The following is a 13,321-nucleotide window of genomic DNA, read 5'->3' on the forward strand; positions in this document are numbered from 1 at the left end:
CGGATCGGCGGCGACTGGCCGCAGGATGTCGTGGCGAGGCAGGTGGCGGCTTTCGAGAGGACGGTCGTCGCTTCGCCGGCTTATCTGAAAACGCACGCAAAGATTCGCCGCGTGGACGATATCGCCAAGCGATGCTTACCTGCGATTCGCCTGGCTGACGAAAGGCGACACACTGACGCGCTCAAATCGCGACGGGCGGACGACAAGCGTCGACACTCATGCCCGTTATCGCGTCAACAACTCATCTCCGCCCCGGCGCTATCAGCCGCTGCGGGCGCGCCTGCTCATGAATTACGTGAGAGCGCGCCTTGCCGACAAAACATCTAACGCTCAACCGGTCGCGGCTCCTTGAGCCGGTTGGCCACGCGCACCGCGTCATAGTACGCGGCATTCGGCGGACGCTTCAAATACTGCCCCGCCCCGCGCTGGGCCCGCAAATCGCCGTCGGCCCACGCGTGTGCACCGCGACTGAACGTATGCACCGCAACGCCCCGCACGGTCATCCCTTCAAAGACATTGAAGTCGACTTTCTGATGATGCGTCTTTACCGAGATCGTCTTCGTCGCCGCAGGATCCCAGATCACCAGATCGGCATCGGCACCCACCTGCACCGCCCCCTTACGCGGATACAGATTGAAGATCTGCGCAGCGTTGGTCGACGTAATGCGGACAAACTCGTTCGGCGTGATGCGCCCATGATTCACACCCTCGTGCCATAACACCGACATCCGATCCTCAACCCCGCCGCAGCCATTCGGAATCCGAGTAAAGTCCTCCCTGCCCATCGCTTTTTGCGACGCGCAGAACACGCAATGGTCGGTCGCCGTCGTATGCAGCTGGCCAGATTGCAAGCCCCGCCAAAGGGCTTCCCGATGCTCGGCCGTGCGAAACGGCGGGCTCATCACGTGTGCGGCCGCGCGCGTCCAATCGGGATCGCGATACACGCTTTCGTCGATCACCAGATGCCCCGGCAGTACTTCGCCGAACACCCGCTGGCCTTCGTTGCGTGCGCGTGAAATCGCTTCGACGGCCTCTTTCGCCGACACATGCACGATATACACAGGCACTCCCAGCACCTGCGCAATGCGAATCGCGCGATTCGCCGCCTCGCCTTCCACCTCCGGCGGACGCGAGAGCGGATGCGCCTCCGGCCCGCGGAAACCCTTGGCTAAAAGCTGCTTCTGGAGTTGAAACACGAGCTCGCCATTCTCGGCGTGGACGGTCGGCAGCGCGCCGAGCTCGAGCGATCGGGAGAAGCTATTCACGAGCACTTCATCGTCGGCCATGATCGCGTTCTTGTAGGCCATGAAGTGCTTGAAGCTCGATACACCATGCTCATGCACGAGCGTGCCCATGTCGCGATAGACAGAGTCATCCCACCAGGTCACGGCCACATGAAACCCGTAATCGGCCGATGCTTTTTCCGCCCAGCCGCGCCACTGACCGAACGCGTCCATCAGCGGCTGCTTCGGACTCGGAATCACGAAATCGATGATGCTCGTCGTGCCGCCCGACAGCCCCGCCGCCGTGCCCGTATAGAAATCGTCGCTTGCCGTCGTGCCCATGAACGGCAATTCCATATGCGTATGCGGGTCAATGCCGCCCGGCATCACGTACTGGTCGTGCGCGTCCACAATGTCCGCCCCCGCGGGTGGATCGATCGTGCGCTCGATCTGCAGAATCGTACCGCCCGCCTGCGGGTCCGCCATCAACACATCGGCTCGATACATACGGTCCGAATCGATTACCGTTCCGCCGCGAATCAGGGTTGTCATGTGTTTCTCCTCCATCAAATGCCGAAACGGAATCACTCAATTCACGCGCTCGCCATGCTCGGGCCGGGACTGCGGCGCAGCTTCATCCACGTGCCGTATACCATCGATGCCAGCGCCAGTCCCACGAACCAGGCATAGGTATAGAGCGTATTGAAGAACGCGGGGACGGACGGAAATGCGGCGGGAAACGCGGTATGCAAAAATCCCGGCAGATTCGGCAGCACGCCGATCACAAGCGCGACGACGGCTGCTATATTCCAGCCGCCGGTGTAACGGTATTCGCCGGCTTCGTCGAACAGTTCGCGCGTGTCGAGCCGCGTGCCACGAATAAAGAAGTAGTCGACCATCAGGATGCCCGCGACCGGTCCGAGCAGCGCCGAATAGCCGACGAGCCACGTAAAGATGTAGCCCTGCGTGGTGGCGAGGATCTTCCACGGCATCATCACGATCGCAATCGTCGCGGTCATCAGCCCACCTGCGCGATACGAAATGCCCTTCGGCCAAAGGCTCGAAAAGTCATAGGCGGGACCAACCAGATTCGCCGCGAGGTTGCAGCACATCGTATCGAGCGTGAGGATGATCAGCGCAATGCCGACGCCGATGCCCGTCATGCGGCTCGTCAGGTCGATCGGATCCCAGATCGCTTTGCCGTAGATGACGACCGTCGCCGATGTCACGACAACCGAGATCACCGATAGCAAGGCCATCGGCACGGGCAAGCCGATCGACTGCCCGACGATCTGGTCGCGCTGTGTCTTCGCGAAGCGCGTGAAGTCGGGGATGTTCAACGCAAGCGTCGCCCAGAACCCCACCATTGCCGTGAGCCCCGGCCAGAACGTGAGCCAGAACAATCCTTCCTTCTTCCCGCCCGGCGCGAACTGCGACGGCGCGGCAAGCATCGAGCCGACCCCGCCCGCTTTCGATGTGGCCCACCAGACGAGTGCGATGCACATCACGACTTTGATCGGCGCGGACCAGCTTTCGAGCCAGCGGATTGAATCGGTGCCGTGCACGATGAAGTAGATCTGCAATGCCCAAAACGCAAGAAAGCACGCCAGCTGGCCGATCGAGATGTCGAGAAACGGCAGCGCCGCACCCTGCAACGCATTGCCCGTCAGGATGTTGAGCAGCGTATAGATCGCGCTGCCGCCGAGCCACGTCTGAATCCCGTACCAGCCGCACGCGACGATCGCGCGCAACATGGCCGGCAACTTGGCGCCTTGGGTGCCGAACGACGAGCGCACAAGTACCGCGTAGGGAATGCCGTGCTTCGCGCCCGCATGTCCGATCATCAGCATCGGCACAAGCACGATCACGTTGCCGAGCAACACCGTCAATACGGCCTGCCATGGCGACATCCCCTCTTGCGTCAACCCGGCCGCGAGCATATACGACGCGATGTTCATCACCATGCCAACCCATAGCGCCGCGAAGTGATACCACTTCCACGTACGCTGCGCCGGGCCGGTCGGCGCGAGATCGTCGTTATAGAGCGTGCTGCCATGCGCGCCGGCCGCGTCAAACGCGTCGGCGGATTGCGCTGCGTGCTTCATCGATAACTCTCCACTTGATCGCTTTTGCGTGTGAGGATCTTTGCTGCGGTGTATTTCTGTGTGTTTTTTCAGGCCGCCTTGGCCGAGTGCGGCGCAGTTGACGTTGCAGCTGCAGTTGCGGTGGCGGTGGCGGCGGTGTTCGGCTGATCCGCCTCGGTACGCGTCGGATTATTCGGATGCGTGGTCCAGTTCGCGTACTCGGCGTTGTCGACGCGCTCCATCGTGATGCATTGCTCGACCGGGCACACATGCATGCAAAGATTGCACCCGACGCACTCCGAGTCGATCACCTCGAAATAACGCTTGCCGTCCTTCTCACGTGTGATCGCCTGATGCGACGTGTCTTCGCAGGCGATGTGACACAGGCCGCATTGAATGCATTTGTCCTGATCGATGCGAGCCTTGATGTCGTACTTCAAATTCAGGTATTTCCAGTCCGTCACGTTCGGCACCGCCCGGCCGCGTATATCGTCGAGCGTCGCGTAGCCCTTTTCGTCCATCCAGTTCGACAGACCGTCCGCGAGATCGGAGACGATACGGAAACCGTAATGCATCGCAGCGGTGCACACTTGCACACTGCCGGCGCCCAGCACCATGAACTCAGCGGCATCGCGCCATGACGAAATGCCGCCGATGCCCGAGATCGGCAGGCCCGGCGTTTCCGGATCGCGTGCGATCTCGGCCACCATGTTCAGCGCGATCGGTTTCACGGCGGGCCCGCAGTAGCCGCCGTGCGTCCCCTTGCCGTCGACGGTCGGCATCGGCGCCATCTGATCGAGGTCCACGGCGACGATCGAGTTGATCGTATTGATCAACGATACGCCGTCCGCCCCGCCCTGGTAGGCGGCGCGCGAGCCCATGCGAATATCGCTGATATTCGGCGTGAGCTTGACGAGGCACGGCAGCTTCGTGCCCTCCTTGACCCAGCGTGTGACCATCTCCACGTATTCCGGGACCTGACCGACCGCCGCACCCATGCCCCGTTCGCTCATGCCATGCGGACAACCGAAGTTCAATTCGACGGCATCGGCGCCCGTATCTTCGACGAGCGGCAGAATCCATTTCCAGTCGCGCTCGTTGCAGGGCACCATCAACGAAACGATCAGCGCACGATCGGGCCAGTTGCGCTTGACCTCGGCAATCTCGCGCAGATTGACATCGAGCGGCCGGTCGGTGATCAGCTCGATATTGTTCAGCCCCGCGATGCGCTGGCCGTTCCATTGCACCGCGCCGTAACGCGAGCTGACGTTGACGACATGCGGATCGAGACCGAGCGTCTTCCAAACCACGCCGCCCCAACCCGCTTCGAATGCACGGTTCACGTTATAGGCTTTGTCGGTCGGCGGTGCCGACGCGAGCCAGAAAGGATTCGGCGATGTGATGCCTGCGATCGTGCAGCGTAGATCGGCCATGTTCGGCTCCGTGAGGATGGGGTTTGTCCAGGCTGAGGGGGTCCGCGCTTCATGCCGCCTTGACTGCGGCGAGCGCGAATGCCGCGTCGATCGATGCCGCGGCGAGCTTGCCGTCCTGCACCGCTTGCACCGTCAAATCCATCCCGCCTGACGCCGCGCAATCGCCGCCCGCCCATACCTTGTCGAGCGACGTGCGCATGTCCGCGTCCACCGCAATACGGCTTCCGTCGAGCGTCAACAGTGCATGATCAAGGCCGATCGCGACCAGCGTCTGCCCAATCGCGAGGTGGACCATATCCGCTTCGAGTGTGAAGCGCTCCGTGCTCCCATCGTCGCTGTTGCGTTCGAACTCGACCGCCGTAACCATGCCGTCGCTGCCCAGCAATCGCACGGGCTTCGTGTGCGTGATCAACGTCACCCCTTGCGTCTTGGCGAATTCCTGCTCGGCCCAGGTTGCGCTCATCGATTCGACGCCGCGCCGGTACACCATCGTCACACTCGTGGCGCCGAGTTTGTGGCTTTGCACGGCGGCATCGACAGCCGTATTCCCGCCGCCGATGACGATCACCCGTCGGCCGACCGGTACCGTCGTGAGGTCCTTCGCCTCTCGAACCTGCTCGATGAAATCGACAGCGTTCATGACGCCGCTCAATGCATCGCCTTCGAGTTCGAGCGCACGCACACCGGCCAGACCGATGGAAAGAAATACGGCGTCGTACTGTTGACGCAGTGCGTCGAGCGTGACATCGCGGCCCAGGGCAACGCCCGTTTTCAGTTCGATTCCGCCTACTGACAATAACCATTGCACTTCGCGTTGCGCGAAATCGTCGACGGTCTTGTATGCGGCGATGCCGTACTCGTTCAGTCCACCGCCTTTGTCGTGCGCATCGTAGATCGTCACGCGATGCCCGGCCATCGCGAGACGATGCGCACAGGCGAGCCCCGCCGGGCCCGCGCCGACGACGGCCACGTGCCGTCCGGAGTCGGGCGCGCGCGTCCAGTGCACGGCATCGTGCGCCATCGCCCAATCCGTCGCGTGACGCTGCAGCGCACCGATCGCCACGGGCTTCGAGTCCTGGTGATTACGCACGCACGCGCCCTCGCAAAGAATCTCGGTCGGACAGACACGCGCGCACATGCCGCCCAACGGATTGGCGGAAAGAATGTCCGTCGCGGCGCCCTTCAGATTGCCGTGGCCGATCTTGCGAATGAAGCCGGGAATGTCGATTTGCGTCGGGCACGCCTGCACGCAGGGCGCGTCGTAGCAGTAATGACAGCGGCTCGCAGCCGCCGCGGCGGCCGTTGGGTCCAGCAGCGGCGCGATATCGGCGAATTCGCACGAAAGCTGCTCGGGCGACAGGCGGTGCGCCGCGATGTCGCCCGTTTGCTTGATGGCCATACGCATTCCTTCGTCAAAGTGAGGACATAGCCCTGCCCACCCGCTTCGCGCGAACGAAGCCGGGACGGCGTATTGTTTTCGATAAAGCGGTTTTCGATAAAGCGTTAAAGCGCGTTCAAGTGCGGAGCCTTACGATGCCGGTTCGCACGCGCGCTCGAGCATCGCGTGCAGCAGCACATTCGCGCCCGCCTCGATCCATTCGGGCGTCGCGTCTTCGATTTCGTTGTGACTGATGCCGTCCACGCACGGCACGAACACCATCGATGTCGGTGCGACCTGAGAGAGATAGCAGGCGTCATGACCCGCGCCCGATACCATGTCACGATGCGGATAGCCGAAGCGCTCGGCCGCAGCGCGAACGGACTTCACGCAGGCCGAATCGAATTTGACGGGTGCGTAGTAAAAGATCTGTTCGAGCTGCGTTTCGAGCCCGATACCGCTCGCAATTTTCGCAACGTTCTCTCTCAACGCGGCATCCATTTTCGCCAGCACGGCATCGTCAGGATGGCGGAAGTCGACCGTGAAGAACACGCGGCCTGGAATGACGTTGCGCGAGTTCGGATGGACCTGCATCATGCCCACCGTCGCACAGGCCAGCGGTGCGTGATCGAGGCCGATGCGGTTGACGAGATCGACGACGCGAGCCGCGCCGAGCAGCGCATCCTTGCGGCGCGGCATCGGCGTGGGGCCTGCGTGCGCTTCCTGCCCCGTCAGGGTGATTTCATACCAGCGTTGCCCCTGTGCGTCGGTGACCACACCGATCGTCTTGTTCTCGGCTTCGAGGATCGGCCCCTGTTCGATGTGCAATTCGAACGCCGCATGCAATGAACGGCCGCCACATGGCAGATCGCCCGCGTAGCCGATGCGCTTCAGTTCTTCGCCGATCGTCTTGCCGTCGACATCCTTGCGCGAGAGCCCATATTCGAGTGTGAACACGCCCGCGAAGACGCCTGATGCCACCATCGCGGGCGCAAAACGCGAGCCTTCCTCGTTGGTCCAGATGACGACTTCGACAGGGTGCTCAGTCTCGATGTTGCGGTCGTTAAGACTGCGGATGACTTCGAGGCCGCCCAATACACCGTAGATGCCGTCGAAGCGGCCGCCCGTCGGCTGCGAATCCGCATGCGAGCCCGTGACCACGGGCAACGCCTTGGGGTTCCTGCCCGCGCGCCGCATGAAGACATTGCCCATCTGGTCGACGGTCACCGTGCAGCCGGCGTCCTGTGCCCAACTGACGATCAGGTCGCGCCCCTGCTTGTCGAGATCGGTGAGCGCGAGACGGCAGACGCCGCCCTTTTGCGTCGCGCCGATTTTCGCCATCGTCATCAGCGAGTCCCACAGGCGCTTGCCGTTGACGGTGATTGACGTATCGAGTCCTTGTTTCAACGCTTCGGATACCGCATTCATTCGTCTTGCTCCTTTGGATCAACACGCCTTATCCCGGTAAACCCGGAGTCCAATGCACGACACGAATCCTGTCCGACTGGACAGGTTGTAGCTGATTAAAATATTCAAATCAATGACTTTCTGTGGCCTGTTACACATATGACGGGGAGCGAGAAGCATGCCATTGCGATGCATCGTCGGGGCTTGTGCGCGTCGCGCGACCATGCAAAGCTTCTCCGTCGGACTTTGAGCGAGCGGCTAGAATGAAGCCCGACGCGGCACCCTCGCCGCGCAAGGCGAACGATGAGAGACGACAAGCCAGTGGAAGAAGCGGCCGTGGGCGGGATCCAGCATGACGAGGCGAACCGGCCTTTGCGGCGGCGCAAAGCTCACATTCGCGAGAGCGCCGAGGCGCATCTCCTCGCGTGTGCCGAAGCGGTTTTCGCAGAACGGGGGTTCGAAGGGGCGAGCACGGCGATGATTGCCGAACGCGCCGGTGTGCCGAAAGCCAACGTCCACTACTACTTCCCCACAAAGCTGCCACTCTATCGCCGCGTGCTTGAAGATCTGTTCGAAGACTGGCATCGCGCGGCCAATACGTTTGAAGGCACCGACGATCCGGTCGCCGCGATCGGCGGGTATGTGCGCGCGAAGATGGCGCTGTCGCGGCGCCGGCCGCTCGGTTCGAAGGTATGGGCGAACGAAATCATCCACGGCGCGGCGCATATGGCCGACATTCTCGAAAAACGCGTGAAGCCGTGGCTTGAAACGCGTGTGACCGTCATCGACGACTGGATTGCACGCGGGTTACTCGCGGACGTCGATGCGAAAGCGCTGCTCTACATGATCTGGGCGACGACGCAGCACTACGCGGATTTCGACGCGCAGATACGCGCACTGGGCGGGAAACGCGCATTGTCGCAACGGGCCTTCGATGAGACGACGGAACAGGTCGTGCAGCTCGTGATTCGCGCATGCGGGGCGAAGTCACCCGCGGCGAAGGGCTGATGGCCCAGAGCGCACTACCCGCGATGACTTAACATGGCGAACTGGCCCGGGAAGTGTGACTGAACGACAACGTTGGCAATGGAAGGCAAGTCCATGAACGATCAAGCAACCGCACTGATAGTTGAACTCGCCAAGCATGTCGTCGACTATATGCGTACCACGTTTCCGGCGTGGCACGAAGTCTATGTGCGCATTGATACCCCGTCGGACTCGCAGCGCGGGGCCCGCGTATCCTACGTCGATGCAAATGGCGTCACCCTCATCGACGTCATGGAGCACCGGGCGCTCATTGCCGGGATCATCGATATCGCACCGCAACTGCGGGAATCGTTAGCCAACAACGGGCGGAAATTTTGCGTCGGTTTGTTTCGCGCGAACGCCAGGCTCGACTATCACTTCGACTTCGAGTGGAACGATCCCAACAAGTGGGCGATGACCAAACTTCGCGGCGGAACGGGCCTGCCCGTTGGCCTGGACGCGTTGCCTCCATTGGGTGAACCGGGCATCGCTAGTTTTCCCAAAGAATCATGACAGCGTTGCCCCTCCGGCAGGCTTCCCGCAGAAAAACACAGAGCGGCTCGTAAAGCCAGGCATGCCCGATACCGTAGGGGCCAACATGTGGGAAAAGGCTGATGAAGAATTGTTCGCCGAGTGGCTCCAGCAGCGAAAGGAACGCGCTCGTCGACTCCCGACTGACAAAGCAGACGTTCGGATCGTCAGCCCCGTTGCCCTCAGCATGCAAATCGCCGATGAAGAACCTCGCTGCGGGGTGAGCGATGGCATCGAGCTTCGATGCCCAGAAGCGTATCGAGTCCTCGGCGTCGAGTTGTGGCGCGTTATCGATATCGAGCGCGCTCATCGCCCCATACCAGTCAGCTTTTGTTCGGCATGTGGCCAACACTTCACTTGCGCGCTCATTCACCGCGTAAAACCGTCCCCACCCCATACACGTCCCCCTGTTGTTCTTGCGGCACGTCGGCGCCCCGCTTTTCTATGCGCTGTCGGAAACCCGAATTGCAGCACACGCGAATCGGACGCTACGTTTCCGGCTGCCCCTCCGCGTCCCAGTACTGCCACGGGTCGACCTCGGTTCCACGGTCATAACAGCCAAGCGCCGCAAGCTGTCCATTTGGGTGAAAGTCTTTCCACGGCCCATGCTCCACACCATGTTCGTAGCCGCCTTCAGATGCGACCGCACCGTTCTCGTGGTACGCGACAAACAAACCATGTCTAATCCATCGGCTTCCGTCCGGCGCCTGATATCTGGCATAGCGATATCGCAGCGCACCGCTCTCGTAAAAAACTTCTGCTATCGCAAGATCAGTCATTCGTAATGTCCTCGGCGGGCAATCGGGTGCGGTAAGTCCAGGGTGTCCTGGTGTCCCTCGACAACCGCCGCTATATTCCCCGCTCGATCCTGGTCAGGCGATCGTACTCGCCGAACTCTGGCCGCTGCTCGTAGTTCAACGACACATCGATCGTCGAACTGGTGGCTTCCATGCGATCCGGGTTGAACGATTGCTTCTGAATCTGAACCGTACCGGTTTGCGCGAAGATGTACGTCGTTCCGGAAGTCACTACATCCGAATCGCTTTGGAACTCGCGGTATGTCGCCATGCTCAAGAACAGGCGGCCCGGCTCGACTTCCTTGAAAGCGTAGTACAAAGACTCACGGAGTCTGTCGTCTAAGAAACCGACACCTACGAATTTATCGTTGACCTCCAAAAAGCATCTTGGGTCTTCATTCGAGCCGACGACGACAGCAGTGTAGAGCGTCCTCGCAACATGCGCCGCCCTGGCCCGCTGTTCGGTCCAAATTTCGGTTGGCTTCTTCTTGGCTCGGAACCAGGATTTGCAGTAGAAAAGGCGTTGGCTCATGGCGTGCACTATTCGTGTTCCTTTGAGCCTATATGTCGCTTCAGGCGGATCCGCGGCTCCGGAAATTCTTCAAAGGTCATTTTTCTTGATGTCGTCCACAAGATCGTCAACATCATAGTTCACGGTGACACCGCGCGAAGACAGCAAAGCGTGAAACTCGAATTCCGTCTTCCCAATCAGTTTGCCAGCCAACGAACCATGAATCCCCTTGTACTTGTACAAGGCCATGGCAAGCAGCTCCGCCGCCTCCTTCTCGTCGATCCCCATCATCTTCATCAATGAATCGTCCAGGCAAACGCGGATCCGTGAACCCGTTGCCAACGCTTCCGGCGAATCAGCTGGCGGCCGCTTCATCTCGCGCCTCCTTCGTCCTTCAATTTTTTGACAGCGACTGGATAAACCGTCACTTCAACAAATGATCAAAGCGTCCAGTCTCGAAAGCTGACTCGACGTAATAAATCGTCTTTTCGTAGAGTCCCATTTTCACCTCATCGAATTCCGTTTCATGCCGCCGATCGTACTCCGGATGTTCATCGTCGTAGTAAGGAAATCTGAGCCGAGCTTTTTTCACCTCGATGACAGCGAGCGCTATCAGATCCGCCGCCTCATCTTCGCTCAGATAGACGGGGAGCGGTACGCCCCCGGCAGGGAACGCCCTCATCAAAGCGGTATAGCCTTCCTTGTGAACGATTCCGGCTATCTCCCCAATCAGCTCCACCGGCAGGAGCACTTCTCTCTTGTCCATGGATCAGGGCTGCGGTCGCGCGAGGTGCGGCATCGGAAACTCAAGGATCGCCTCGGGCCGGATTGCGATAAGCGAACCGCGCATCGTGTGATGCAGCCGGGCGACAAAGTCGGGATACTCCGCGATCCGCATGCCGGACGTGATGTTCCAGACGGTCGTCCCATTGCTCGCCGTGACATACAGATGGTCGCCATGACTATAGAGATCGATGACGCGTGTAGCGTCCAGATCCATCCTCAACCGCCGCTCGGCTGTTTGCTTGTTCTGCGTCACATTCAGAATGCGCACGCCCGGGCCATCCTCGGTCTCTTCGGATACGTCTTCATCCCAATTGGCCAGCCCCCATAGCGCAACATGCTGATTGCCGATCCAGCATGCGGGAATATTCCAATCCTCACGCATCGTAAGATTGACAGCGGAAGGACCATCCTCGCTTTCCCATGCATTCGTAGACAACCAGTCGGAGACCGACCACGCGCGCGGTATGCCGACGGGATGCCATACCCATCCGTCATCAAGCAGGCGGCTCCCATCCGGGCTCGGCAGCAGCTGGCCATGAAAATAGTCTAAGTGGCGCTCCGGCTCCGCCTCGGCGTCGCGTTCGGTCAGCATCGCTCCGGAGGCCGGGTCGGATACATCAAGGCGATTCCACTGCGTGCGGTGAACGAGTACATCCCGGCCTTGGAAGCGGAGAAAGCAAGCGCTGAAAGGAACAGTTTCTGCGTGGTAATCCCCGCCAGCTAGACGCATCGTGGGCCTGCCGGTCGACACCTCCACGACCACGCCTTCCGTGCCGCGGTCTACCACGATGGCGGCATGTTTGCCATCTGCGGACGCATGCAATCGATAGTGGGCAATGCCAATACGATGACCCGGATTGCTGAGCGCCGGCAAGGCTACCGAGCATAGATCAATGCTAGCGCCTGATTCGAGGTCGACGCCTCGCAGGGTTGCATTCTCTGTCAATACGAGCAGATGCCCGTAGTCCGCGTCGACCATACAGGCGTCGACGATCGGCGCGCCGGTCCATGTCACTGAGTTCAAGGCATACGCTCGCTGGTCTGCCCCGAGGGGGTGGGTTTGTCTGATCGAGGGCACGATATCCTACCTGTAGCGGACCGTCATCCGCGATATCACAGTAAGGAGATCAACGATCAACATGGGCACGATGCCGGCAATGACGTTTTGCGCGTGCTCGCAAAGGTCGGCATGTCAATGACGGATGGGCATAGCCTGTTCGCCCGCTGGGACGGCGAGGCGTTTATCGCGGCCCTGCCCGGCGCTGATGCAAATCTCGCGCATAGGGTCGCGGATAAGTTACGGCAGCGCTTCGAACGACAGGACTTTAGCATGTGTGGCGTCTTAGGCCGATTCCGTTCACCGTGAGCATCGGCGTGGCCACACGTGCCGCGGCCGAGGTCGACGTCGATGCGTTGATCAAGCGCGCAGACCGTGCGTTGTATCGGGCAAAACAATCAGGCCGCAATCGCATCGCGGTTAGATAGAAGCGCGACGCGGCAGCGTCAATGAACCACTTGCGTTAGCGCCAGTGGCCCGATGCCGGCTTTGCTGCCTGCCATTGGAGAATTGCTCGCGAGCCTTCACTGGCGAGAAGAACGCTTCGGGGCATGGCGGGTGTTGGGAGAGTGGTTAGCGTTGTTAACAGCCTCCATCGCCCCATGACGGCAAAACCTGAACAGCCCATATCGGAAGCTACTCAGGTATGATCGGACGCCCCACCTGGCATGTGGGTGCATACTAAATCTATTCGCGGGAAGAATTCCGTCCAAGAAGCCTCCAGCCTCGCAGGACAATCCACTTCACCGTCCACAGCTGAATCCGCACACAGCGAAGCAAGATGAAGGAAACTCGACGAATGAAATAAAAACTTCGTCGACTTTCCACAATCTCTCTTTTGTCGAGCCTTCCCAGCTTTACCGTCGAACCAGCGATCTTTCCACCAACAACAATAGAGAAAAATAAATAGTAAAGCCATCGAGCGTATCTCAAATGCTCGTCGGCATCGACTTTCGCCTGCATTTTTCTCTGCCGATCACCCAACTGCACCAATGTTGGCACAATACCTTCTATATCCAGGGCAGCAGGGTTTCCGAAGCCCGATTTGTTTATCTTCCCATGGAATGGGTCGGGGAAAGCAGATCCAT

14 protein-coding genes and 1 pseudogene are annotated in these 13,321 nt (G+C 60.2%); 3 read left to right on the forward strand and 12 right to left on the reverse strand.

Annotated elements, in window-relative coordinates:
* Positions 1–323 precede the first annotated feature (323 nt).
* From hydA to ACTHL0_RS26975, 5 genes are all read right to left on the reverse strand, one after another.
* Positions 324–1,775 carry a dihydropyrimidinase gene (gene hydA / locus ACTHL0_RS26955; protein ID WP_440570186.1) on the reverse strand — a complete coding sequence of 484 codons (1,452 nt, stop codon included), beginning with the start codon at positions 1,773–1,775 and terminating at the stop codon, positions 324–326.
* Positions 1,776–1,816: 41 nt separating this feature from the next.
* On the reverse strand, positions 1,817–3,328 hold the full coding sequence (locus tag ACTHL0_RS26960) for an NCS1 family nucleobase:cation symporter-1 (RefSeq protein WP_440570187.1): 1,512 nt from the start codon (positions 3,326–3,328) through the stop codon (positions 1,817–1,819).
* A 68-nt stretch (positions 3,329–3,396) separates the two neighbouring features.
* The gene (gene preA, locus ACTHL0_RS26965; protein ID WP_440570188.1) at positions 3,397–4,740 is read right to left on the reverse strand and encodes an NAD-dependent dihydropyrimidine dehydrogenase subunit PreA; all 1,344 of its coding nucleotides are present in this window, start codon (positions 4,738–4,740) and stop codon (positions 3,397–3,399) included.
* 49 nt (positions 4,741–4,789) lie between these two features.
* Positions 4,790–6,139: an NAD(P)-dependent oxidoreductase gene (locus tag ACTHL0_RS26970; RefSeq protein WP_440570189.1), complete on the reverse strand. Its 1,350-nt coding sequence runs from the start codon at positions 6,137–6,139 to the stop codon at positions 4,790–4,792.
* A gap of 129 nt (positions 6,140–6,268) precedes the next feature.
* The gene (locus tag ACTHL0_RS26975) at positions 6,269–7,546 is read right to left on the reverse strand and encodes a Zn-dependent hydrolase (protein ID WP_440570190.1); all 1,278 of its coding nucleotides are present in this window, start codon (positions 7,544–7,546) and stop codon (positions 6,269–6,271) included.
* Positions 7,547–7,828: 282 nt separating this feature from the next.
* Here ACTHL0_RS26975 and ACTHL0_RS26980 point away from each other — a divergent pair, with 282 nt between their 5' ends.
* A complete protein-coding gene (locus ACTHL0_RS26980; RefSeq protein WP_440570191.1) occupies positions 7,829–8,533 on the forward strand; it encodes a TetR family transcriptional regulator C-terminal domain-containing protein in 705 nt (234 codons plus the stop codon).
* Between the two features lie 93 nt (positions 8,534–8,626).
* The gene (locus ACTHL0_RS26985) at positions 8,627–9,064 is read left to right on the forward strand and encodes a hypothetical protein (RefSeq protein ID WP_440570192.1); all 438 of its coding nucleotides are present in this window, start codon (positions 8,627–8,629) and stop codon (positions 9,062–9,064) included.
* Here the strand turns inward: ACTHL0_RS26985 and ACTHL0_RS26990 are convergent.
* The 6 genes from ACTHL0_RS26990 to ACTHL0_RS27015 form a co-directional block, all read right to left on the reverse strand.
* Positions 9,042–9,392 (reverse strand): hypothetical protein, encoded by a 351-nt coding sequence (locus ACTHL0_RS26990; RefSeq protein WP_440570193.1) that lies wholly within the window; start codon positions 9,390–9,392, stop codon positions 9,042–9,044. The genes ACTHL0_RS26985 and ACTHL0_RS26990 overlap by 23 nt on opposite strands.
* Positions 9,393–9,570: 178 nt before the next feature.
* Positions 9,571–9,861, reverse strand: coding sequence for a toxin-antitoxin system YwqK family antitoxin (locus tag ACTHL0_RS26995; protein ID WP_440570195.1), 291 nt, complete (start codon positions 9,859–9,861; stop codon positions 9,571–9,573).
* A gap of 70 nt (positions 9,862–9,931) precedes the next feature.
* Complete coding sequence (locus ACTHL0_RS27000; RefSeq protein ID WP_440570196.1) at positions 9,932–10,411, reverse strand: hypothetical protein; 480 nt, start codon at positions 10,409–10,411, stop codon at positions 9,932–9,934.
* A 69-nt stretch (positions 10,412–10,480) separates the two neighbouring features.
* A complete protein-coding gene (locus tag ACTHL0_RS27005) occupies positions 10,481–10,765 on the reverse strand; it encodes a UPF0175 family protein (protein WP_440570197.1) in 285 nt (94 codons plus the stop codon).
* A gap of 49 nt (positions 10,766–10,814) precedes the next feature.
* A complete protein-coding gene (locus tag ACTHL0_RS27010; RefSeq protein ID WP_440570198.1) occupies positions 10,815–11,156 on the reverse strand; it encodes a hypothetical protein in 342 nt (113 codons plus the stop codon).
* A 3-nt stretch (positions 11,157–11,159) separates the two neighbouring features.
* Entirely contained in the window at positions 11,160–12,155 is a 996-nt protein-coding gene (locus ACTHL0_RS27015) for a hypothetical protein (RefSeq protein ID WP_440570199.1), read from the reverse strand.
* A 141-nt stretch (positions 12,156–12,296) separates the two neighbouring features.
* Between ACTHL0_RS27015 and ACTHL0_RS27020 the strand changes: the two are divergent.
* Positions 12,297–12,661: pseudogene (locus tag ACTHL0_RS27020) on the forward strand (GGDEF domain-containing protein); the annotation flags it as partial.
* A gap of 259 nt (positions 12,662–12,920) precedes the next feature.
* Here ACTHL0_RS27020 and ACTHL0_RS27025 read toward each other — a convergent pair.
* A partial coding sequence (locus tag ACTHL0_RS27025; protein WP_440570200.1) for a hypothetical protein occupies positions 12,921–13,321 on the reverse strand: 401 nt, incomplete at its 5' end.

Origin of the sequence: Trinickia sp., from assembly GCF_051961175.1 — a bacterium.
Lineage (GTDB): Bacteria > Pseudomonadota > Gammaproteobacteria > Burkholderiales > Burkholderiaceae > Trinickia.